Source organism: Streptomyces sp. BHT-5-2, assembly GCF_019774615.1.
GTDB lineage: Bacteria > Actinomycetota > Actinomycetes > Streptomycetales > Streptomycetaceae > Streptomyces.
Genome location: NZ_CP081496.1, coordinates 1,076,879 through 1,098,783 on the forward strand (window position 1 = coordinate 1,076,879; position 21,905 = coordinate 1,098,783).

Below are 21,905 nucleotides of genomic sequence, written 5' to 3' on the forward strand. Positions count from 1 at the left end.
GCAAATCGGCCGCTCGGCGGCGGCGGTGGGGCGCCTCGGACACCTCACCGCCGCCGCGCTGCTCACATGCCGGGGGTCGTCATGATCTCGCCGGCCGGCGGCGGGGTCACGGTGACCTTGGTCCCGTAGTTCGAGTAGAAGACGGTGGAGTCCGACGCCTGCTTGCCGTCCAGCTGCTCACGCTTCTTGACGAGCAGGTTGTCCGGGCCGATCCACAGGTCGATGGTCTCCTTCGTGGCGCCGGACTGCTTGAGCGACTGCTCCAGCGCCTGGAGGTCGGCCGCGCTGAGGCTCTTGGACTGCATCTTGGCCATCTCGGCCACGTCGACCGTGCCGGTGTAGTGCGTCGCCTGCACCCCGCGGACGCTCTCCTTGCCGGCCTCCTGGACCTTGCCGGTGGCGATCAGCATGTCCACCGACTTGACCGGGTCGTTGTTCTGCATGGCGTCCTTGAACACGGCGCCGGCCGGGCCCTTCTTGGCCAGGGCGTCGTAGTCGTACTTGAGCCAGCTCTTGCCGCCCACCGACATGCCCGTGTTCATGTACATCGCCTGGGGCGTGTACAGCGCCTTCATGGGCTTGCCGGACGCCATCGGACCGCCGGTCGTGGTGATGTCGAGCGTCATGTTGATGCCGTTCGACCAGTCCATCGCGCCCTTCAGCGTGCGCGTGGCCGGGCCCGTCTTCTGCGTGCCGTCGATCTGGGCGGACTTCTTGTCGCTCGTCTGCTGCGACGCCGTCTTCAGCGAGGCCAGCGCGGCGTCCAGCGGGGACTTCGCCCCCGAGGCGTCGCTGCTGCCGCCGGCGCTGCCGCCGCCGGTGCCGTTGCTCTTGTCGCCACCGCTGTTGCAGGCGGTCAGACCGGCCATCATGACAACTCCCGCCGCGACGGCGGCGGTTATACGCGTGCTGCGCACTGAGGCTCCCCCTTGTTCTCCTCTACGGACCTCGCAGGGGACTGTAGTGCAGGCCGCCGACAGCGCACGCGGCAGGCCCTGTTATGAACGCGTCAGGCCCCGCCCTCCGTACGGAAGGCGGGGCCCGTCGTCACGCGTCACGCGCTACGAGGCGTCGATCGGGAGGATCAGACGGCCTCGTCCTCGACGAGGAGGTTGCGGGTGCGGTTGCTGTCCACCGGGATGCCGGGGCCCATGGTGGTGGTGATCGTCGTCTTCTTGATGTAGCGGCCCTTGGCGGCGGACGGCTTCAGACGGGTGATCTCCTCCAGCGCCGCGGCGTAGTTCTCCACCAGCTTGGCGTCGTCGAAGGACGCCTTGCCGATGATGAAGTGGAGGTTCGCGTGCTTGTCGACGCGGAACTCGATCTTGCCGCCCTTGATGTCGGTGACGGCCTTGGCGACATCCGGGGTGACGGTGCCGGTCTTCGGGTTCGGCATCAGGCCACGGGGACCGAGCACGCGGCCGAGGCGGCCGACCTTGCCCATGAGGTCCGGGGTGGCGACGACGGCGTCGAAGTCCAGGCGGCCCTTGGAGACCTCGTCGATCAGTTCGTCCGAGCCGACGATGTCGGCGCCGGCGGCCTCCGCGGCCGCAGCACGGTCACCGGTCGCGAAGACCAGGACCCGGGCGGTCTTGCCGGTGCCGTGCGGGAGGTTCACGGTGCCACGGACCATCTGGTCGGCCTTGCGCGGGTCGACACCCAGACGCATGGCGACCTCGACGGTCGCGTCGAACTTGGCGGACGCGGTGTCCTTGGCGAGACGGACGGCCTCGAGCGGGGCGTAGAGCCGCTCCCGGTCGATCTTCGCGTCCGCGTTGCGAAGAGTCTTGCTGCGCTTCACTTCTGCTCCTGATGCAGTGGGGTGGAGTCGTGGTACGGACCAGCGCCTGGCCCTGCCACGTAAGTGCCTTGTAGGGCTGGGGCTCAGCCCTCGACCGTGATGCCCATGGAACGGGCGGTGCCGGCGATGATCTTCGACGCGGCGTCCAGGTCGTTGGCGTTCAGGTCGGGCATCTTGGTGGTGGCGATCTCGCGGACCTGCGCCTCGGTGATCTTGGCGACCTTGGTCTTGTGCGGCTCGCCGGAGCCCTTCTCCACGCCCGCGGCCTTCAGGATGAGCTTCGCGGCCGGCGGGGTCTTGGTGACGAAGGTGAAGGAACGGTCCTCGTAGACCGTGATCTCCACCGGCACGACCATGCCACGCTGCGACTCGGTCGCGGCGTTGTAGGCCTTGCAGAACTCCATGATGTTGACGCCGTGCTGACCCAGCGCGGGGCCGACCGGCGGAGCCGGGTTGGCGGCACCGGCCTGGATCTGGAGCTTGATCAGCCCCGTGACCTTCTTCTTCTTGGGAGGCATGCTCTCTCCGGGTCCTAGTGAGAGGTGGTTCGCCCCGCGATCCGGATCATCCGGATGGAGGCATACCGCACAACGATAACGGGTATCGCCGTGGGGCTAAAAACCGCGCAGGTCAGACCGGCTCTGTGCCGGTCTGACCTGGTCGGTGGCTGAAGGTCCGGAAGAAGTCAGTTCTTCTGGATCTGGTCGAAGCTCAGCTCGACCGGGGTCTCGCGACCGAAGATCTCGACCAGGCCCTTGACCTTCTTCGAGTCGGCGTTGATCTCGTTGATCGTGGCCTGGAGCGTCGCGAACGGGCCGTCGGTGACGGTGACGGAGTCGCCCACCTCGAAGTCCAGGACCTGGACCTCGACCTTGCGGGACGGCGCCGGCTTGCCCTCGGCCGCGGCGGCCTCCTTGGCGGCCTTCTCCTCGGCCTCCGGGGCGAGCATCTTGACGATCTCGTCGAGGGTCAGCGGGTACGGGTCGTAGGCGTTGCCGACGAAGCCGGTGACGCCCGGGGTGTTGCGGACGACGCCCCAGGACTCGTTCGTCAGGTCCATGCGCACCAGGACGTAGCCCGGAAGCTTGTTCTGGCGGACGGTGCGGCGGTCGCCGTTCTTGATCTGCACGACCTCTTCCTGCGGCACCTCGGCCTGGAAGATGTAGTCCTCGACGTTCAGCGAGACGGCGCGCTGTTCGAGGTTGGTCTTCACGCGGTTCTCGTATCCCGCGTAGGTGTGGATGACGTACCACTCGCCGGGAAGCCCGCGCAGCTCGTCACGGAGGGCGGCCACCGGGTCGACCGGCTCCTGCTCCTCGGCGTCCGCCGCGTCCTCGGAAGCCTCCTCGGCCTCCGCCGCGTCCGCGTCGGCGGGCTCGCCGGCGTCGGCGTCCTCGGCGTCCAGCTCGTCGGCGCCCTCGGCGTCCGCGGCGGTCTCCACGGCGGCTTCCTCGTCAGCGATGGCGGCCGCGTCCCCCTCGACCTCGGCCGAGACGGCCTCGTCGACCTCGGCCTCTGCAGCCGCGACGGGCTCGGTGGCGTCGTTCAGGTTCGGGTCAGACACGTGGCTGCTTCTTCCTTGCTTCAAGGGGTTGAACGTGCGAAAGGCCGCCCACGGAGGCGGCCCCCGCGGGATCAGCCGAAGACGTACCCGACGACTCGGTTGATTCCCAAGTCAATCACGGTTACGAGACCAATGATGATGGCTACGAAGACGATCACCACGGTGGTGTACGACGACAGCTGGCTGCGCGTGGGCCAGACGACCTTACGGAGCTCCGCGATGATCTGGCGGTAGAAGAGCGCGAGACGTGCGAAGGGGCCCTTCTTGCCGCGCTTGCCGCCGCGGCGGGGCTTCTTCTGGGATTCCGTGGTGTCGTCCTCGGAACGACCGCGCTCAGGCATGTCGATGGAGCCCAGGGCGTCCGTCACTCGTCCTCACCTGAATCCGGGTCGTGGCCGTGCTGCGCCCGGCCCGGCCGCACGGCGGTGCATTTCGTACGTACGCGTGCACGCACCCGATGATCGGTGCGTGTAGCAGGGCCGGAGGGACTTGAACCCCCAACCGCTGGTTTTGGAGACCAGTGCTCTACCAATTGAGCTACGACCCTTTGTGGTTCCCCCAACCTACCGCATGCGGGCGACTGCACTGTGTCGTGCGCCGTACGCCGCGGTGACCCGATGGGAGCCAACGGTCAGCGAGTGTACGTGCTTCGAGGCCGGGCGTCGAACAGGAACCTCTCGTACCGCCCCGCAAACCCGTGTGTCGGGGCCGTCGGCGGTCTGCGACGATGCCCCTATGAGCGCTGCCACTCCCTCCGCATCGTCCCCCGCCGACCGCCGGGTCTCCGCCCGGGTCGGTTCGATCTCCGAGTCCGCCACCCTCGCCGTCGACGCCAAGGCCAAGGCCCTCAAGGCCGCCGGGCGCCCGGTGATCGGCTTCGGCGCCGGCGAGCCCGACTTCCCCACCCCCGACTACATCGTCGAGGCGGCGGTCGAGGCGTGCCGGAACCCGAAGTTCCACCGCTACACGCCCGCCGGCGGGCTCCCCGAGCTGAAGGCCGCGATCGTCGCGAAGACCCTGCGCGACTCCGGCTACGAGATCGAGGCCGCGAACGTCCTCGTCACCAACGGTGGCAAGCAGGCCATCTACGAGGCGTTCGCGGCCATCCTGGACCCGGGTGACGAGGTCATCGTGCCGGCGCCGTACTGGACCACCTACCCCGAGTCGATCCGGCTCGCGGGCGGCGTGCCGGTCGACGTCGTCGCCGACGAGACCACCGGCTACCGCGTGACCGTCGAGCAGCTGGAGGCGGCCCGCACCGAGCGGACCAAGGTGCTGCTGTTCGTCTCGCCGTCGAACCCGACCGGCGCGGTCTACCCGCGCGAGCAGGTCGAGGCGATCGGCCGCTGGGCCGCGGAGCACGGCCTGTGGGTGCTGACCGACGAGATCTACGAGCACCTGGTCTACGGCGACGCCGAGTTCTCGTCGCTGCCGGTGGTGGTGCCGGAGCTGCGCGACAAGTGCATCGTCGTCAACGGTGTGGCGAAGACGTACGCGATGACCGGCTGGCGGGTGGGCTGGGCGATCGGCCCCAAGGACGTCGTCAAGGCGGCCACCAACCTCCAGTCGCACGCCACCTCCAACGTCTCCAACGTGGCGCAGGCCGCGGCCGTCGCGGCGGTCAGCGGCGACCTGACGGCCGTCGAGGAGATGAAGGTGGCCTTCGACCGGCGCCGGAAGACCATCGTGCGGATGCTCAACGAGATCGACGGCGTGCTGTGCCCGGAGCCGGAGGGCGCGTTCTACGCCTACCCGTCGGTGAAGGGGCTGCTGGGCAAGGAGATCCGCGGCAGGCGGCCGCAGTCCAGCGTCGAGCTGGCCGAGCTGATCCTGGAGGAGGCGGAGGTCGCCGTCGTCCCGGGTGAGGCTTTCGGCACCCCCGGCTACCTGCGCCTTTCGTACGCGCTGGGCGACGAGGACCTGGTCGAGGGCGTCTCCCGGATCCAGAAGCTGCTGGCGGACGCCAAGTAGCGGGGCGGGTGAGGCCACTGGGCGTGCGGGGTCGGGCGGTTCGTCCGGCCCCGCACGCTTTTGCGGGGGTCCCTTCGTTCGGGGCGGGGCCTATGCCGCGGGGCGCGGGTGCGGCAGTATCTCGGGATGGAGCGTGTTCGTGATCTGCGTCAACTGCCGAAGGCCCATCTGCACCTGCACTTCACCGGCTCGATGCGGCCGGCGACCCTGCTGGACCTCGCCGACAAGTACGGCGTCCACCTCCCGGACGCGCTGACCAGCGGCACACCGCCCCGGCTGAGCGCCACCGACGAGCGCGGCTGGTTCCGGTTCCAGCGGCTCTACGACATCGCCCGGTCCTGTCTGCGGGCGCCCGAGGACATCCAGCGACTGGTGCGGGAGGCCGCCGAGGAGGACGTCCGGGACGGCTCGCGGTGGCTGGAGATCCAGGTCGACCCGACCTCGTACGCACCGCGGCTGGGCGGGCTGATCCCGGCCCTGGAGATCATCCTGGACGCGGTGGAGCGGGCCTCCCGGGACACCGGGCTGGGCATCCGGGTGCTGGTCGCCGCGAACCGCATGAAGCACCCGCTGGACGCCCGCACGCTGGCCCGGCTGGCGGTGCGCCATGCCGACCGCGGGGTGGTCGGCTTCGGGCTCTCCAACGACGAACGGCGGGGCCTGGCGCGGGACTTCGACCGGGCCTTCGCCATCGCCCGGGACGGCGGCCTGCTGTCGGCCCCGCACGGCGGCGAGCTGTCCGGGCCGGCCAGCGTCCGGGACTGCCTGGACGATCTGCACGCCGGCCGGATCGGGCACGGGGTGCGGGCCGCGGAGGACCCGGAGCTGCTGCGCCGGCTGGCGGCCCAGGGGGTGACCTGCGAGGTGTGCCCGGCGTCGAACGTGGCGCTGGGCGTCTACGGGAAGCCCGAGGACGTGCCGCTGCGGGCGTTCTTCGCGGCGGGCGTCCCGATGGCGCTGGGCGCCGACGACCCGCTGCTCTTCGGCTCGCGGCTGGCCGCCCAGTACGAGATCGCCCGCGGCGCGCACGCCTTCACCGACGCCGAACTGGCCGAGCTCGCCCGGCAGTCCGTACGCGCCTCCCGGGCGCCCGAGGAGCTGCGGCGGACGACCCTGGCGGACATCGACGCCTGGCTGGCCGCCCCGGCGCCGTGACGGGCCCGCGAGCGGCCGCCCGCGGGCCCAGGACGCTTCCGACGGCAGGGCCTAGAGGCTGACGCCGACCGTCACCGGCTCGTTGACGAGGGTGACGCCGAAGGCGTCCCGGACCCCGTCGCGGACCTCGCGGGCCAGGGCGAGCAGGTCCTCGGTGGTGGCCTCGCCGCGGTTGGTGAGGGCCAGGGTGTGCTTGGTGGAGATCCGGGCCGGGCCGCTGCCGTGGCCCTTGGTGAAGCCGGCCCGGTCGATGAGCCAGGCGGCGGAGGTCTTCACCCGGCCGTCGCCGTCCGGGAAGGCGGGCGGCGCGACGTCGGGGCCGAGCCGGTCGTGGACCCGGCGGACGAGCTCGGCGTGCTCGGCCTCGGTGAGGACGGGGTTGGTGAAGAAGGAACCGGCCGACCAGGTGTCGTGGTCGTCCGGGTCCAGCACCATGCCCTTGCTCGCCCGGAGCGCCAGGACGGTCTCGCGGGCGACGGCGAGCGGCACCCGGTCCCCGGTGCCGACACCGAGGGCGCGGGCCGTCTGGTCGTACCTCAGGGGCGCGGAGAGGCCGCCCGCGTCCTCCAGGGCGAAGCGGACGCGCAGCACCACGAAGCGCTCGGGGTGCTGCTTGAAGCGGCTGTGGCGGTAGGAGAAGCCGCACTCCTCGTTGGTGAGGGTGACCGTCTCGCCGGTGCCGCGGTCGTAGGCGACGACCTCGGTGAGGGTCTCGGAGACGTCCTGGCCGTAGGCGCCGACGTTCTGGATCGGGGTGGCGCCGGCCGAGCCGGGGATGCCGGCCAGGCACTCGACGCCGGCCAGTCCGGCCCCGACGGTGCGGGCGACGGCGTCCGACCAGTTCTCGCCCGCGGCGAGCTCCAGGGCCGTGCCGTCGAGGGTGGCGCCGCGGGTGGCGATGCGCAGGGCGGTGCCGTCGAAGCCCTTGTCGCCGATGACGAGGTTGCTGCCGCCGCCGATGATCAGCAGCGGGGTGCCGGCCTCGTCTGCTTCGCGGACGGCCGCGACCACCTCGTCGTCGGTGGTGGCCGTGACGAGCCGGCTCGCGGGGCCGCCGAGACGGAAGGTGGTCAGCGGGGCGAGGGGGGCGTTCTCTGTTACGTGACGTTCCTGCACGCACCCAAGGGTACGGGGGCGGTCCGGCGGCGCCGGGCCGGCCGCCCCGTGCGGCTGCGTCAGGCGAGCCGGGCCACGGCGCGGGCCATGCCGAGCACCTTCTGGCCCGCGCTCTTGGCGGTGAGGTCGATCCGGACCGTCCGCTCCGCGTCGTCGAGCTTGGCCGCGACCGTGCCGCTGACCTCGATCAGCGCGCCGGTCCCGTCGTTGGGAACGACGACGGGCTTGGTGAAGCGCACGCCGTACTCGGCGACCGCGCCCGGGTCGCCGACCCAGTCGGTGACCACCCGGACCGCCGAGGCCATGGTGAACATGCCGTGCGCGATGACGTCCGGCAGCCCGACCTCCTTGGCGAACTTCTCGTTCCAGTGGATCGGGTTGAAGTCCCCGGAGGCGCCGGCGTACTGGACGAGCGTGGCGCGGGTCACGGGGAAGGTCTGCGCGGGGAGTTCGGTGCCGACCTCGACGTCGTCGTAGGCGATCTTCGCGGTCATCTCAGGACTCCTCAGCGGGCCGGGCGACGAGCTTGGTGAGGGCGGTCACAACGTGGTCACCGGCCTCGTCGTGCACCTCGCCGCGGATGTCGATGACCTCGTTGCCGGCCATGGACCGGATCGCTTCGATGGTGGAGGTCACGGTCAGGCGGTCGCCGGCGCGCACCGGCCGGCGGTAGGCGAACTTCTGGTCGCCGTGGACCACCCGGCTGTAGTCCAGACCGAGTTGCGGGTCGGCGACGACCTGCCCGGCGGCCTTGAAAGTGATGGCGAACACAAAAGTCGGCGGCGCGATCACATCGGGGTGACCGAGCGCCTTGGCGGCTTCGGTGTCGGTATAGGCGGGGTTGGTGTCACCGATCGCCTCGGCGAATTCGCGGATCTTTTCCCGGCCGACCTCGTACGGGTCGGTGGGCGGGTAAGTGCGTCCGACGAATGACTGGTCGAGCGCCATGGGCTCGCAACCTCCCTGAACTGATGGTGCCAAAGCCATGAGGCCGCCCCCAGGAAATGGGGACGGCCTCATGGACGAGCCTGATTTATCGCGTCTCGCGGTGCGCGGTGTGCGAGTTGCAACGGGGGCAGTGCTTCTTCATCTCAAGGCGGTCCGGGTTGTTGCGCCGGTTCTTCTTGGTGATGTAGTTCCGCTCCTTGCACTCCACGCAGGCCAGCGTGATCTTCGGGCGGACGTCGGTGGCAGCCACGTGAGTGCTCCTTGACGGACGGATGGTCGGACTGAACGCATAGAAGAGTAGCCGACCGGAGGACCGACCCCACAATCGGCTACTGTCAGTAGCGGTGACCGGACTTGAACCGGTGACACAGCGATTATGAGCCGCTTGCTCTACCGACTGAGCTACACCGCTGTGATGCGAGAGTTCCCCGTCCGAGGACGGGGTCCCCCACACATCAGAGCCCCAAAACGGAATCGAACCGTTGACCTTCTCCTTACCATGGAGACGCTCTGCCGACTGAGCTATTGGGGCGAGCGATGAAGACATTACACGGCCCGCCGCCAAACGTGAAATCCGTATCCGCGACGCGCCCCGGCAGCCCCCCGCACCACACCGGTACGACTATTTCGCGCCTGCGCGAAGCTCTCCGGGCCGCGCCCTAGGCTCGGACCCACGCCGCGTGATCTTGCACGCCGTGGCTTCGAGGAGCGCGATGTCCGACAACAGTTCGCCGCAGCCGGGGAAGCCTGGGGGTGCCGGCCGGTACACCCGGCCGGATTCCGGCGCGCTGGTCCTGTGCGGCGCCCGGCTCGCCGACGGCCGCACCGTGGACGTCCGGCTCGGCGGCGGACGCATCGAGGCGGTCGGCACGGCCGGCAGCCTCGCCCCGCAGGGCGCCCGGGTGGACCTCGCCGGCTATCTGCTGCTCCCGGCTCCCGCCGAACCGCACGCGCACTGCGACACCGCCCTGACCGCGGACGCCGACGGGCCCGCCTCCGACTCCGCCGAGGACGTCCAGCGCCGCACGACCGAGGCGGCGCTGCTCCAGCTCGGGCACGGGGCCACGGCCTCCCGGAGCCATGTGCGGATCGGCGGCGTCCAGGGGCTGCGGGCGCTGGAGGCGGTGCTCCAGGCGCGGCGGGCGCTGCGCGGGCTGGCGGATCTGGCGGCGGTGGCGGTGCCGCGGGTGCTGACCGGAGTGGCCGGCGCGAACGGGGTGGCGATGCTGCGGGACGCGGTCAAGATGGGCGCCACGGTGATCGGCGGCTGCCCGGACCTGGACCCCGACCCGACCGGGTACGTGGAGACCGTCCTGGAGATGGCCGGCGAGCACAGCTGCCCGGTGGACCTGCACACCGACGGCGACGACCCGGCGCGGCTGGCCCGGGTCGCGACGATGTGCGGCGGGCTGCGGCCGGGGGTGGCGATCGGTCCGTGCGCCGGGATGGCGCGGATGCCGCGGAGCGTGGCGGCGCGGGTCGCGGAGCAGTTGGCGGCGGCCGATGTGGCGGTCGTCTGCCTGCCGCAGGGCGACTGCACGGGGCTGGAGCGGAACGGCAACCGGGTGTCGCGGCCGGCACCGGTGCGGCTGCTGCGGGCGGCCGGGGTGCGGGTGGCGGCGGGCAGCGGGGCGCTGCGGGACGCGGCGAACCCGGTCGGGCGCGGCGACCCGTTGGAGGCCGCGTACCTGCTGGCGTCCTTGGGCGAGGCGACGCCCGAGGCGGCGTACGAGACGGTGAGTTCGGCGGCGCGGGCGACGCTGGGGCTGCCGGAGGTGCGCGTCGAGGCGGGCTTCCCGGCGGAGTTGCTGGCGGTGCGCGGGGAGCGGATCGCCGGGGTGCTGTCGCTGGCGTACAGCCGGATCGTGGTGCACCGGGGGCGGGTGGTGGCGCGCACCAGCGCGGTGCGCGAGTACTGCGATTCGGTGGACGTGGCACTGGAGTTGCCCCGGCAGTCGCAGCGTTAGGGCGGGTCGCCGGGTCCGTCGTGCGCCCGGGCGGCGAGTCGACGGCGGGCGGCAGGCGGGGGTTTGACGGCCGGTCGGGGACCTGTCCCCCGGTGTGTCGGGGCGGTTGGGCGTACGGTCGGCAGCATGCGCATTGTCATCGCAGGTGGACATGGTCAGATCGCGCTGCGGCTGGAGCGGTTGCTGCATGCGCGCGGGGACGAGGTGGCGGGGATCATCCGGCGGCCGGAGCAGGCCGGCGACCTGCTGGCCGCGGGTGCCGAACCGGTGGTCTGCGACCTGGAGTCGGCGTCGGTGGCCGACGTCGCCCGGCACTTGGAGGGCGCGGACGCGGCCGTCTTCGCGGCGGGCGCCGGGCCGGGCAGCGGAGCCGCGCGCAAGGACACCGTGGACCGCGGCGCGGCGACGCTGTTCGCGGACGCCGCCGAGGCGGCCGGGGTGCGGCGCTTCGTGGTCGTCTCGGCGATGGGCGCGGACCGGGAGCCCCCGGAGGGCACCGATCCGGTCTTCGCGGCCTATCTGCGGGCCAAGGGCGCCGCGGACGCCGACGTACGGGCCCGGGCCGGGCTGGACTGGACGATCCTGCGGCCCGGACGGCTCACCGACGACCCCGGCACCGGGCAGGTGACGCTGGCCGACGCGACCGGGCGCGGCGCGGTCCCGCGGGACGACGTGGCGGCCGTCCTGGCGGCGCTGCTGGACGAGCCGGGCACGACCGGGCGGACGCTGGAGCTGATCGGCGGGGACGTGCCGGTGGCGGACGCGGTGCGGAACGTGGCGTCGCACTGAGCCGCAGCAAGACTCAGCGCTGCTCCGAGCGGCCGGGCGGCGGGCGCGTCCTCGTAGGACCGAGGGCGTGTCCGCCGTTCTTTCGGGCCCGGCCGGTGGTGCGACACGCCGGTGGTCGGGGGAATCCGGCGGCCCGTGACCCCACACGAAAGTGGGCACAGCAAAAACCCCTGAACCGTATTTCTACGATCCAGGGGTTTTCATGGCTGTGGCGGCGCCAGGATTCGAACCTGGGTAGGCATAGCCGACAGATTTACAGTCTGCTCCCTTTGGCCGCTCGGGCACACCGCCGGGTTGTGTCGTCAGAAGCCCCGCTGTGGGGCGGCGCTCGCTGGCAACGACGTAAACCATACCCGATGGCGGGGGGTGCTCTGCCACTCGCTTCCGAAGCGATGGATCTTGGCCGGGTGGCTAGGCTGGGCGGGCGGTCCGGGAAGGACCGCATCTCTGATGGATCTACGTACGAGGAGCCAACTCACGATGGCCGACTCCAGTTTCGACATCGTCTCGAAGGTCGAGCGGCAGGAGGTCGACAACGCCCTCAACCAGGCCGCCAAGGAGATCTCGCAGCGCTACGACTTCAAGGGCGTGGACGCGTCGATCCAGTGGTCGGGCGAGAAGATCGAGATGCGGGCCAACGCCGAGGAGCGGGTGAAGGCCGTCCTGGACATTTTCCAGTCCAAGCTGGTCAAGCGAGGCATCTCGCTGAAGGCGCTGGACGCCGGCGAGCCGCAGGCGTCGGGCAAGGAGTACAAGATCTCCGCGTCCATGCAGGAGGGCATCTCGCAGGAGAACGCGAAGAAGGTCGCCAAGATCATCCGCGATGAGGGGCCGAAGGGCGTCAAGGCGCAGGTGCAGGGCGACGAGCTGCGCGTCAGCTCCAAGAGCCGGGACGACCTCCAGGCCGTCCAGCAGCTGCTGCGCGGCAAGGACCTGGACTTCGCGATCCAGTTCGTCAACTACCGCTGAGCGTCCCCGGCGGGGGCGTTACGCAGTGAGCCGACGGGGCGGCGCGACACGGGAGCGCGCCGCCCCGTCGGCGTCCCCGCAACGGTCCGGCCGGTGCGTCACGAAGAGCCGTCACCGCGACGGCGTAACGGTTCGTGATCAACGCTTTGCTGCTTCGTTATCGCAACGATCCCGGCAACGGTCCGGGACCAGGACAGGAAGGATGTTCCGTCGTGGGAAAGGCATTGCGTGTGGTCGCGGGCGCCCTGGGCGCCGGTGCGTTGCTGCTGTCGGTGGCGGGGACGGCTGACGCCAGGGGCGGGGGTGAGGGCTTCTTCGAGAACGTGCGGTGCACACCTTCGTTCAGTCTCAGCCTGCTCTTCCCGCCCACCGATGGTTGCCGCACGGACCTCTTCATCGACAACCACAAGCGGATCACCAAGGTCGACCAGCGGGCCGGCGGCAACGCCGCCACCACCGTGCTGGACGGCCGGAGAGGCGGCCGCTGACCCAGGCGACCGCGCCCCGGAGCAATGCGCTCCGGGGGCGCGGCGTTATTTGCACGGGGAAAGGAAAACCTCTGCGGTAGATGCTGGAGAAACTCCGGCGCGAGATTTCCGTCAGGGGCGAGGGGCGAGGCGGGAGCGGAGGGCGACGCATTCGCGCGGCTCATTCCCCGCCTCGCCCCGTGTCCGCGGAATTCCGTTACGCGCAGAGCAGGACGATGAGTCCTTTGCAGTCACCGTCTTCGCCCTCGCCGCCGTGGCCGCCGCGATTTCCGTGGCCGCCCTGGTGGCCCCGCTCAAGGAAGCCCCAGTCGCTCTCGCCGTCACCGTCGCTCCGGGAGCCCCCCTTGTCGGCACCGTCGTGTCGTGAATCCCCCTTGCCGGCGCCGTGCTTGCTGGTCGTATCCGACTTGGACGAGGAGTGGCTGCTGCCCTTGCCCCCGTCCGGGTCGGGCTTCCCGGCGGCGAGGGCGGCCGTCGGCGCCCCCGCCGCGAGAGCGATGCCCAGAGCGGCACCGACCGCGAATATTCGAGAAACGGATTTCTTCTGGCGATTCATGCGCTTTGTGTCCATGGGACCACCATGCACACGCCCGCGGAAGATTTCGCCCCGAGGAGAGCCGATCGGGTGAAAGGCGCGAATAGCGGCAATTCGCGGAATAGGCCGTCACGGATCACTCGATTTGGCCGGGTTCGCGTTTCTGGAATTCGTGGTGGTGGGCGGGGCGGCGCACCTCGGTTCGCTCGGTCCGGCTGGTTCGATTTGATCCGTTTTGAGTCGGTGAGCGGGAAGGCGCGGCGCACGGCGCCGCCTGGTCAGCGGGTGGCGAAGGGCTGGTCGGTGGGGACGATCTCGCGGCCGAGGGGCAGCAGGGAGAGCGGGATCATCTTGAAGTTGGCGATGCCGAACGGGATCCCGATGATCGTCACGCACAGCGCGATCCCGGTGGCGATGTGGCCCAAGGCCAGCCACCAGCCCGCGAAGACGATCCAGATCAGATTGCCGACCGCCGAACCGGCACCGGCGTCCCGACGCTCCACCGTCGTCCGGCCGAACGGCCACAGCGCGTAGCCGGCGATACGAAAGCTGGCAATGCCGAACGGGATCGTGACGATCAGGATGCAGCAGATCACGCCCGCGAGGACGTACCCGAGTGCCATCCAGAAGCCGCTGAGGACCAGCCAGATAACGTTGAGGATGAACTTCATGATCGGCAGCCTTCCACGGGCACATCGGCGAACGGTTCTGACCTGGTAGACGCGCCGACCGTCGCCAACCGTTGCGGCGGGCAGTGCCGCAATCGGGCTTCTTTCAGTCTGCCGCAGGCCGGCCGTGTTCAAGGTATTGCGGGCGGGCCCAGCGCTCTCTTCGCACGGCCACGCGGAACGGCGCGGGCCACTCCCGTGGGCTTCGGGGCGTGGGGGGATCAGGGGTGGTGGTGGCCAGCCATTTGTTCCAGTCGGGCGATGCGGTCGCGCATCGGGGGGTGGGTGGAGAAGAGGCGGGAGAGGCCCTCACCGGGGCGGAACGGGTTGGCGATCATCATGTGGCCGGCGGTCTCCAGGCGGGGTTCGGGGGGCAGCGGGAGCTGCTGGGTGCCGATCTCCAGCTTGCGGAGCGCGGAGGCCAGGGCGAGGGGATCGCCGGTGAGCCGGGCACCGGAGGCGTCGGCCTGGTACTCGCGGGACCGGCTGACGGCGAGCTGGATGAGCGAGGCGGCGACCGGGCCGAGGATCATGATCAGCAGCATGCCGGCGATGCCGGGGCCCTCGTCGTCGTCGGAGCGGCCGAAGGGGATCAGCCAGGCGAAGTTGACCAGGAACATCACGACCGAGGCCAGGGCGCCGGCCACCGAGGAGATGAGGATGTCGCGGTTGTAGACGTGGCTCAGCTCGTGGCCGATGACGCCGCGCAGTTCGCGCTCGTCGAGGATCTGGAGGATGCCGTCGGTGCAGCAGACGGCGGCGTTGCGGGGGTTGCGGCCGGTGGCGAAGGCGTTGGGTGCCTGGGTCGGGGAGATGTAGAGCCGGGGCATGGGCTGGCGGGCGGCGGTCGAGAGCTCGCGGACCATGCGGTAGAGCCCGGGCGCCTCGAACTCGCTGACCGGGCGGGCCCGCATCGCGCGCAGGGCGAGCTTGTCGCTGTTCCAGTAGGCGTAGGCGTTGGTGGCCAGCGCTACGAGGACGGCGATGATCAGTCCCGTCCGGCCGAAGAGGCTGCCGATGACGATGATGAGTGCGGACAGTCCCCCGAGGAGTACGGCGGTCCTGAGCCCGTTGTGCCGGCGGTGCACGGTACGCCCTCCAAGTGGTGCGGCAGGGGAACCCTTTGCTTCGTTTCTCCACTCTCCAGTGGACCCTTGCTCACTGGTCAACGCGAGAGCGGCGGGGGTGGTTCCCCGGCGCGCGGCCAGCGGGGCGGGGTGGGCCGGGCCGGTCGGGCTAGAGGAGGGCGCCGGCGGCGAAGCGGAGGACCAGCTGGGGGGCGCCGGAGAGGGCGACGCCCAGCACGGTGGCGAGGGCCAGGGCGGTGGACAGGGCCGCCGGGATCGGGGCGCGGAGCTGCTCGGCGGGCTCGCCGGCCGGAGCCTTCGCGGGCCGGAAGAGGAGCGCGGTCCACTGGAGGTAGTAGTAGAGCGCGATCACGACGTTGACGGCCATGACGACCGCGAGCCAACCCAGGCCGGCGTCGACCGCCGCCGAGAAGACCGTCACCTTGGCGAACAGGCCGATGATGCCCGGCGGCAGGCCCGCCAGGCACAGCAGGAAGAAGCCGAGGGCGAGCGCCACCAGGGGGCGGCGGTGGTAGAGGCCCCGGTAGTCGGCGAGGCGGTTGGCGGGGCTGGTGCGGGCCACCAGGGCGGCGACGGCGAAGGCGCCGAGGTTCACCGCGGCGTACATCAGGGCGTAGGCCACGGTGGAGCCGACGGCGTGCGCGGGGTCGTGGGCGTAGCCGGCCGCGGCGATCGGGACCAGCAGGTATCCGGCCTGACCGACGGAGGACCAGGCGAGCAGGCGGACGGCGCTGTGGGTGCGGGCCGGGTCCTGGCGGAGCGCGGCGGCGTTGCCGACGGTCATGGTGAGCGCGGCGAGCACGGCCAGCGCCGGGCCCCAGACGTCCGCGTACGCGGGGAAGCCCTGGACGGTGACGAGGATCAGGCCGGAGAAGCCGACGGCCTTGCCGACCACGGAGAGGTACGCGGCGATCGGCAGCGGCGCGCCGACGTAGGTGTCGGGCACCCAGAAGTGGAACGGGGCGGCGGCGGTCTTGAAGGCGAAGCCGACGAGGGTGAGGGCGACACCGGTGCCGGCCAGGGTGGCCAGCCGGGGATCCGGGAGGGCGGTGAGGGCGTGCGCCACCCGGGAGAGGTGGAGGCTCCCGGTGGCGGCGTAGACGAAGCTGACGCCGAGGAGCATCACGGCGGTGGCGGCCACCGAGGAGAGGAAGAACTTCAGCGCCGCCTCGGAGGAGAGGCGGTCGCCGCGGCGCAGCCCGACCAGGGCGAAGGCGGGCAGCGAGGCGACCTCCAGGGCGATGACCAGGGTGGCCAGGTCGCGGGAGGCGGGCAGCAGGGCGGCGCCGGCCGCGGAGGAGAGCAGCAGGAACCAGTACTCGCCCGCGGGCAGGTCGTGGTCCTTGATGGTGTCGATGGACAGCAGTGCCGTCAGCAGCGCGCCGCCGAGCACCAGGAACTGGACGATCAGGGTGAAGTGGTCGGCCACGTAGCTGCACGCGGCGGGGGTGCCCGTCAGGCAGAAGGTGTGCCGCCGGCCGTCCAGGAGGGGCAGCAGCAGGAGGGCCCCGGCGGCCAGGCCGGCGGTCGCGACCCAGCCCAGCAGGGGCTTCCGGGCGGCGGGCAGGAAGAGGTCGGCGACCAGCACGACCAGGGCGACGGCCGCGGTGAGGACGGGCGGGGCGATGGCGAGCCAGTCGACGGACTGGACCAGCGAGAGGGCCTGGGTCATCACTTGCCGCCTCCGAGGAGCTGCTGGACGGCCGGGTCGGTGAGGCCGAGGAGGGCCGCGGGCCACAGTCCGGCGAGGACGGTGAGGACGGCCAGGGGGCTCCAGGCCGCGTACTCGTAGCGCGCGAGGTCGGGGAGGGCGGGGGCGGTGGCCGGCCCGCCGGTGTCGTCCGGGGCGGCGGGGCCGGTCGGGGCGGCCTGGGCCTTCAGGGTGCCGCCCATGCAGACCCGGCGGACGACCAGCAGCAGGTACGCGGCGGTCAGCAGGGTGCCGAGGCCGGCCAGGGCCATGAACGTCAGGAACGCGGGGCGGCTGAGGCCGGCGGCGGGGTGGAAGGCGCCGAACATCGCCAGCATCTCGCCCCAGAAGCCGGCCAGTCCGGGCAGGCCCAGGGAGGCGACGGCGGCGAAGGCGAGGAGCCCGCCGAAGCGGGGGGCTCGGCCGTAGAGGGCGGCACCGGTGGTGCCGGAGAGGGCGTCGAGGTCGGTGGTTCCGGTGCGGTCCTTGAGACCGCCGACGAGGAAGAAGAGCAGGCCGGTGATCAGGCCGTGGGCGATGTTGGCGAACAGTGCGCCGTTGACGCCGGTGGGGGTCATGCTCGCGATGCCGAGCAGGACGAAGCCCATGTGGCCGACGGAGCTGTAGGCGATCAGGCGCTTGAGGTCTCCCTTGGCGCCGGTGCGCACGAGGGCGAGGCAGGCCAGCGAGCCGTAGACGATGCCGACGGCGGCCAGGGCGCCGAGGTAGGGCGCGAGGGTGTGCAGGCCGTCGGGGGTGACCGGCAGCGCGATCCGGACGAAGCCGTAGGTGCCCATCTTCAGCAGGACGCCGGCCAGCAGCACCGAGCCGGCGGTCGGGGCGGCGGTGTGCGCGTCCGGCAGCCAGCTGTGCAGCGGCCACATCGGGGACTTGACGGCCAGTCCGATGCCGACGGCGAGCACCGCGACGACCTGGGCAGTGTGGCTGAGCTGGGCTTTCGGGCCGTTGTCAGTGGCCAGTGCGACCATGTCGAAGGTGCCGGATTTCAGCCCGATGAGGAGGAGGCCGAGCAGCATGACGACCGAGCCGAGCAGCGTGTAGAGGATGAACTTCCAGGCCGCCGCCTGCCTTCCGGCGCCGCCCCAGCGGGCGATGAGGAAGTACATCGGGATGAGGACCATCTCGAAGGCGAGGAAGAAGAGCATCAGGTCCAGGACGGCGAAGGTCGCGAGGGTGCCGGATTCCAGGACGAGGATCAGTGCGACGAATGCCTTGGGGGACGGGCCCGTAGGCATGTTGAAGTAGCTGTAGACGGCGCAGAGGAAGGTCAGCAGCGCGGTCAGGACGAGAAGGGGGAGCGAGATGCCGTCGACACCGAGGTGGACGCGGATGCCGAGGGCCGGGATCCAGCTGAGGTCGGTGGTGGCCTGCATACGCGCCGGGTGAGCGTGGTCGAAGCCGGCGGCCAGCGCGATGGTGGCGGCGAGCACCACGCCGGTGACGGTCACGCCGTGGCGCAGCACGGCCTGTTCGGGGTTCTTCCCCTTGAGGCCGGGCGGGGCCGGGAGCAGCGCGGCGAGCGCGCCGACGAGCGGGAGGACGACGGCGCCCGCGAGGAGGATCTGCATGGCGGTGTGGTTCACGGTCAGGCTCCCGTGCCCGTAGCGACGAGGGCGGCGGCGATGGCCAGGACGAGCGCGCCGCCCAGCAGCGCCCCGAGGTAGGTCTGCACGTTCCCGGTCTGGGCGCGGCGGACGGCGGCGCCCAGCCAGCGGGGGGCGGCGCCCGCGCCGCTGACGTAGGTGTCGACGACCGCCCGGTCCAGGAAGCGGACGAGGGTCGCGGCCGCGCGGGTGGGCCGGACGAACAGCGCGGAGTAGACCGCGTCGAGGTGGAAGCCGACGGCCGCGTGGCGGTGCAGCGGGCCGAGCAGGAGCCGGCCGGGGTCGGCCGGGTCGGTGGCGCCGGCGGCGTCCCCGTAGGCCGGGGGGTGGCCGACGATGGCCAGTTCCTCGGCGAGCGCGGGGCCGGCGTCCTCGACGACCGCGACGGCTCCCATCGGGGTGCGGGCGGCGCGGGCACTGGTGTGGCGCCAGGCGGCGTAGGTGAGCAGGCCGCCGATGAGGGCGACGCCGGTGCCGAGCACGGAGGTGGTGGCCGTCGGTTCGAGCGGGCGCCCGTCGAACCACGCGGGCAGGAGGGGGGCGGTCAGTCCGAAGCCGACCGTGGGGACGAAGAGCACCCACAGGGTGGCGGTCATGGCGAGCGGCTGACGACCGTGGTCGGGGACCTCGGGGCCGCTGCCGCGGAACGTCAGCAGCCACAGCCGGGTGGCGTAGGCGGCGGTGAGGAGGGCGGTGAGCAGGCCGGAGACCAGGACGGTCCAGCCGGCGGCGCCGGGGACGCCGGCCGCGTGGCCGGTGGCGGCGTGCTCGGCGGCGCCCAGGACGGCTTCCTTGGAGAAGAAGCCGGCGAACGGCGGGATCGCGGCGAGCGCGAGCAGGGCGACGGTCAGCGTCCAGAAGGCGTCCGGGACGCGCCGGGCCAGTCCGCCCATGCGGGACATGGCGGCCAGCGAGTTGGTGCCCGCGGCGTGGATGACCACGCCCGCGCCGAGGAAGAGGAGGGCCTTGAACGCACCGTGGGACAGGAGGTGGAAGACGGCGGCGCCGCGGTCGCCGACGGCCAGCGCGCCGGTCATGTAGCCGAGCTGGCCGACGGTCGAGTAGGCCAGCACGCGCTTGATGTCGTCCTGGGCCAGCGCGGCCAGGGCGGAGCCGACCATGGTCACCGCGGCCGTCACGGCGAGCACGACCAGCGCCGCCGCGGAGGCGGCGAAGACCGGGAGGAGGCGGGCGACGACGTACACGCCGGCGGCGACCATCGTCGCGGCGTGGATCAGCGCGGAGACCGGCGTCGGGCCGGCCATCGCGTCCGGGAGCCAGGTGTGCAGCGGGAACTGCGCCGACTTGCCGGCGACGCCGGCCAGCAGAAGCAGCGCGATCAGCGTCGGGTGGTGCAGCCCGTCGCGGGCGACATGGCCCAGGATGCCGGTGATCCGGAAGGTCCCGGCGTCGGCGGCCAGCGCGAAGATGCCGAAGAGGAAGGGGACGTCGCCGAGCTTGGTGACGAGGAACGCCTTGAGGGAGGCGGCGCGGGCGGCCTCGGTCTCCCAGTAGTGGCCGACGAGGAAGTACGAGCAGATGCCCATGACCTCCCAGCCGACCAGCAGCACCATCAGGTCGCCGGTGTAGACGACCAGCAGCATCGCGGAGGTGAAGAGCGAGACCAGCGCGGCGTAGGAGGGGTAGCGCGGATCGTCGCGCAGATACGCCGTGGAGTAGATCTGCACACAGGTCGCCACGACACCGACGAGGACGCCGATCAGCGCGGCGAAGCCGTCGATGTGCAGCGCCAGGTCGATCGGGAGCGAGCCGGTCGGGGTGAGCCGGGTGGCGACGTCGGTGGCCGGGCCGCCGCCCTGGCCGACGGCGACGGCGACGGCCAGCACCGCCGCGGCGAGCGTCGGCAGCACGGCCAGCGGCCGGACGAAGCCGGGCGACCGGCGGCCCGTGAGGAGCCCGGCGACGGCCCCGAGGAAGGGCAGCAGGGGGACGAGTACGGCGGTGGTCGTGAGCGTCACGCGGTGGCCTCCGCCCCGGTGTCGGGCTGCGGCTGCCGCGCCCCGGCCGCACCGACCGGGCTTCCCGGGTCGCCCGGGCCGGCGGGTCCGGCCGGCCGCTCGGCGAGGTCGCGGAGCCGGTCGATGTCGGAGCTGCCGCGGTTGCGGTAGACGAGCAGCACGATCGCCAGGCCGATGCCGATCTCGGCGGCGGCGACGGCGATGGTGAAGAGGGTGAGCGCCTGTCCGGCGTGCAGGGTGTCGCGCAGCCAGACGTCGAAGGCGACGAGGTTGAGGTTGACGGCGTTGAGCATCAGCTCGACGGACATCAGCACCAGGATCGCGTTGCGGCGCGCGAGCACGCCGTACAGGCCGGTGCAGAAGAGGAGGACGGCGAGGACCGCCGGGTACGCGAGATGCATCAGTGCCGCCCCTCCCCCGCGGCCGGGGGCGTGGTCTCGGCGGCGCCCTTCGCGCCGCCGCCCCGCCGGGACAGCACGATCGCGCCGACGAGCGCGGCGAGCAGCAGGACGGAGAGCGCCTCGAAGGGCAGCACCCAGTAGCGGAAGAGGCTGTTGCCGGAGACCTCGGCGGTGCCCTGGGCGGCTCCGTCGAGGTCGATCCAGGTGGCGCGGAAGGCGTCGACGACGACCCAGACCAGGGCCGCGGCGGAGGCGCCGGCCACCGTGAGCGCGGCCCAGCGGTTGCCGGAATCGGCGTCCGGGGACGGCCCGATGGGCGCCCTGGTCAGCATCAGCCCGAAGAGCAGCAGCACGACCACCGACCCGACGTAGATCAGCACCTGCACCCAGGCGATGAACTCGGCGGTGAGCAGGAGGTACTCCACGGCGATCCCGCCGAGGGCGACCACCAGCCACAGCGCGGCGTGCACCAGTTGGCGGGAGCCGACGGTCATCAGCGCCGCGCCGAGGGTGGCGATGCCGACGAGGACGAAGGCGATCTCGACGCCGGTGGGCGAGAGGAAGCCGTGGCTTGCGGCGGCGAGCGTCACGTCTCCTCCCCCTTGCCGGTGTCGGTGGCGGTGGCTGTGTCGGCAGCCTGCTGTTCCGGTGCGGCGACGGCCTGTTGGGCGGCGAGCTTGTCCGCGGTCTTGCGGGCGGCCGCGATCTCCTTGGGCTCCTCGGCCGCCGGGTCCAGGGCGGGCGGCTCGGGCACCGTCCACATCCACTCGCGCAGCTTGTCGCGTTCGTGGGTCAGCTCACGGATGTCGGTCTCGGCGTACTCGAACTCCGGCGACCAGAACAGCGCGTCGAAGGGGCACACCTCGATGCAGATGCCGCAGTACATGCACAGCGCGAAGTCGATCGCGAAGCGGTCCAGGACGTTGCGGCTGCGCTCCCGGCCCCCGGGGGCGGCCGGCGGCACCGTCTCCTTGTGGGAGTCGATGTAGATGCACCAGTCGGGGCACTCGCGGGCGCACAGCATGCAGACCGTGCAGTTCTCCTCGAACAGCCCGATGACGCCGCGGGTGCGCGGCGCGAGGTCGGGCTGGACGTCCGGGTACTGCGCGGTGACGGACTTCCGCGTCATCGTCCGGAGCGTGACGGCCAGG

At 71.6% G+C, this 21,905-nt stretch carries 24 protein-coding genes and 4 tRNA genes; 6 read left to right on the plus strand and 22 right to left on the minus strand.

Annotation, left to right across the window (positions count from 1 at the left end; genetic code table 11):
* Positions 1-62 precede the first annotated feature (62 nt).
* The 6 genes from K2224_RS04625 to K2224_RS04650 all read right to left on the minus strand — a co-directional run bounded on the left by K2224_RS04625 (position 63) and on the right by K2224_RS04650 (position 3,912).
* The gene (locus K2224_RS04625) at positions 63-917 is read right to left on the minus strand and encodes a hypothetical protein (RefSeq protein WP_313904749.1); all 855 of its coding nucleotides are present in this window, start codon (positions 915-917) and stop codon (positions 63-65) included.
* A 167-nt stretch (positions 918-1,084) separates the two neighbouring features.
* Entirely contained in the window at positions 1,085-1,801 is a 717-nt protein-coding gene (gene rplA / locus K2224_RS04630; RefSeq protein ID WP_221905374.1) for a 50S ribosomal protein L1, read from the minus strand.
* A gap of 83 nt (positions 1,802-1,884) precedes the next feature.
* Entirely contained in the window at positions 1,885-2,319 is a 435-nt protein-coding gene (gene rplK, locus K2224_RS04635) for a 50S ribosomal protein L11 (RefSeq protein WP_016571043.1), read from the minus strand.
* 167 nt (positions 2,320-2,486) lie between these two features.
* Positions 2,487-3,365: a transcription termination/antitermination protein NusG gene (nusG, locus tag K2224_RS04640; protein WP_221905375.1), complete on the minus strand. Its 879-nt coding sequence runs from the start codon at positions 3,363-3,365 to the stop codon at positions 2,487-2,489.
* Positions 3,366-3,436: 71 nt separating this feature from the next.
* A complete protein-coding gene (secE, locus tag K2224_RS04645; RefSeq protein WP_221905376.1) occupies positions 3,437-3,733 on the minus strand; it encodes a preprotein translocase subunit SecE in 297 nt (98 codons plus the stop codon).
* 106 nt (positions 3,734-3,839) lie between these two features.
* A tRNA-Trp gene (locus K2224_RS04650) sits at positions 3,840-3,912 on the minus strand.
* A 188-nt stretch (positions 3,913-4,100) separates the two neighbouring features.
* On the opposite strand from K2224_RS04650, the gene K2224_RS04655 reads away from it, so the two are divergent.
* Positions 4,101-5,336 (plus strand): pyridoxal phosphate-dependent aminotransferase, encoded by a 1,236-nt coding sequence (locus tag K2224_RS04655; protein WP_221905377.1) that lies wholly within the window; start codon positions 4,101-4,103, stop codon positions 5,334-5,336.
* A 126-nt stretch (positions 5,337-5,462) separates the two neighbouring features.
* The gene (locus K2224_RS04660; protein ID WP_221905378.1) at positions 5,463-6,491 is read left to right on the plus strand and encodes an adenosine deaminase; all 1,029 of its coding nucleotides are present in this window, start codon (positions 5,463-5,465) and stop codon (positions 6,489-6,491) included.
* 51 nt (positions 6,492-6,542) lie between these two features.
* Here the strand turns inward: K2224_RS04660 and K2224_RS04665 are convergent, their stop codons facing one another.
* From K2224_RS04665 to K2224_RS04690, 6 genes are all read right to left on the minus strand, one after another.
* Complete coding sequence (locus K2224_RS04665) at positions 6,543-7,607, minus strand: UDP-N-acetylmuramate dehydrogenase (protein ID WP_221905379.1); 1,065 nt, start codon at positions 7,605-7,607, stop codon at positions 6,543-6,545.
* 59 nt (positions 7,608-7,666) lie between these two features.
* Positions 7,667-8,101, minus strand: coding sequence for a MaoC family dehydratase (locus K2224_RS04670; protein WP_221905380.1), 435 nt, complete (start codon positions 8,099-8,101; stop codon positions 7,667-7,669).
* A gap of 1 nt (position 8,102) precedes the next feature.
* Entirely contained in the window at positions 8,103-8,555 is a 453-nt protein-coding gene (locus tag K2224_RS04675) for a MaoC family dehydratase N-terminal domain-containing protein (RefSeq protein WP_221905381.1), read from the minus strand.
* 85 nt (positions 8,556-8,640) lie between these two features.
* On the minus strand, positions 8,641-8,805 hold the full coding sequence (gene rpmG / locus K2224_RS04680; protein ID WP_003956487.1) for a 50S ribosomal protein L33: 165 nt from the start codon (positions 8,803-8,805) through the stop codon (positions 8,641-8,643).
* A gap of 89 nt (positions 8,806-8,894) precedes the next feature.
* Positions 8,895-8,967 (minus strand) — tRNA-Met (locus K2224_RS04685).
* A 47-nt stretch (positions 8,968-9,014) separates the two neighbouring features.
* Positions 9,015-9,087: transfer RNA gene (locus tag K2224_RS04690), tRNA-Thr, on the minus strand.
* Positions 9,088-9,268: 181 nt separating this feature from the next.
* Here K2224_RS04690 and K2224_RS04695 point away from each other — a divergent pair.
* A complete protein-coding gene (locus K2224_RS04695) occupies positions 9,269-10,522 on the plus strand; it encodes an amidohydrolase family protein (RefSeq protein ID WP_221905382.1) in 1,254 nt (417 codons plus the stop codon).
* A 126-nt stretch (positions 10,523-10,648) separates the two neighbouring features.
* A complete protein-coding gene (locus K2224_RS04700; RefSeq protein WP_221905383.1) occupies positions 10,649-11,311 on the plus strand; it encodes an NAD(P)H-binding protein in 663 nt (220 codons plus the stop codon).
* Positions 11,312-11,520: 209 nt separating this feature from the next.
* On the opposite strand, the gene K2224_RS04705 is transcribed toward K2224_RS04700, so the two are convergent.
* Positions 11,521-11,602, minus strand: a tRNA-Tyr gene (locus tag K2224_RS04705).
* Positions 11,603-11,791: 189 nt separating this feature from the next.
* On the opposite strand from K2224_RS04705, the gene K2224_RS04710 reads away from it, so the two are divergent.
* Both K2224_RS04710 and K2224_RS04715 read left to right on the plus strand, forming a co-directional pair.
* A complete protein-coding gene (locus tag K2224_RS04710) occupies positions 11,792-12,280 on the plus strand; it encodes a YajQ family cyclic di-GMP-binding protein (RefSeq protein ID WP_221905384.1) in 489 nt (162 codons plus the stop codon).
* Between the two features lie 212 nt (positions 12,281-12,492).
* Positions 12,493-12,768 carry a hypothetical protein gene (locus K2224_RS04715; RefSeq protein ID WP_260692333.1) on the plus strand — a complete coding sequence of 92 codons (276 nt, stop codon included), beginning with the start codon at positions 12,493-12,495 and terminating at the stop codon, positions 12,766-12,768.
* Positions 12,769-12,964: 196 nt separating this feature from the next.
* Here K2224_RS04715 and K2224_RS04720 read toward each other — a convergent pair whose 3' ends face one another.
* The 9 genes from K2224_RS04720 to K2224_RS04760 form a co-directional block, all read right to left on the minus strand.
* Complete coding sequence (locus K2224_RS04720; RefSeq protein WP_221905385.1) at positions 12,965-13,339, minus strand: hypothetical protein; 375 nt, start codon at positions 13,337-13,339, stop codon at positions 12,965-12,967.
* Between the two features lie 242 nt (positions 13,340-13,581).
* A complete protein-coding gene (locus tag K2224_RS04725; RefSeq protein WP_221905386.1) occupies positions 13,582-13,974 on the minus strand; it encodes a YccF domain-containing protein in 393 nt (130 codons plus the stop codon).
* 218 nt (positions 13,975-14,192) lie between these two features.
* A complete protein-coding gene (htpX, locus tag K2224_RS04730) occupies positions 14,193-15,059 on the minus strand; it encodes a zinc metalloprotease HtpX (RefSeq protein WP_221905387.1) in 867 nt (288 codons plus the stop codon).
* A gap of 148 nt (positions 15,060-15,207) precedes the next feature.
* On the minus strand, positions 15,208-16,731 hold the full coding sequence (locus K2224_RS04735) for an NADH-quinone oxidoreductase subunit N (protein ID WP_221905388.1): 1,524 nt from the start codon (positions 16,729-16,731) through the stop codon (positions 15,208-15,210).
* Positions 16,731-18,338, minus strand: a complete 1,608-nt coding sequence (locus K2224_RS04740) for a NuoM family protein (RefSeq protein ID WP_221909432.1) — start codon at positions 18,336-18,338, stop codon at positions 16,731-16,733. Before K2224_RS04740 ends, K2224_RS04735 begins: the two co-directional genes overlap by 1 nt.
* A 17-nt stretch (positions 18,339-18,355) precedes the next feature.
* Complete coding sequence (locus K2224_RS04745) at positions 18,356-20,353, minus strand: NADH-quinone oxidoreductase subunit L (protein WP_221905389.1); 1,998 nt, start codon at positions 20,351-20,353, stop codon at positions 18,356-18,358.
* Positions 20,350-20,754, minus strand: a complete 405-nt coding sequence (gene nuoK / locus K2224_RS04750; protein ID WP_221905390.1) for an NADH-quinone oxidoreductase subunit NuoK — start codon at positions 20,752-20,754, stop codon at positions 20,350-20,352. Before nuoK ends, K2224_RS04745 begins: the two co-directional genes overlap by 4 nt.
* On the minus strand, positions 20,754-21,344 hold the full coding sequence (locus K2224_RS04755) for an NADH-quinone oxidoreductase subunit J (RefSeq protein ID WP_221905391.1): 591 nt from the start codon (positions 21,342-21,344) through the stop codon (positions 20,754-20,756). The genes nuoK and K2224_RS04755 overlap by 1 nt, the downstream gene beginning before the upstream one ends.
* Positions 21,341-21,883 carry a 4Fe-4S binding protein gene (locus K2224_RS04760; protein ID WP_260692334.1) on the minus strand — a complete coding sequence of 181 codons (543 nt, stop codon included), beginning with the start codon at positions 21,881-21,883 and terminating at the stop codon, positions 21,341-21,343. Before K2224_RS04760 ends, K2224_RS04755 begins: the two co-directional genes overlap by 4 nt.
* Positions 21,884-21,905: the final 22 nt, after the last annotated feature.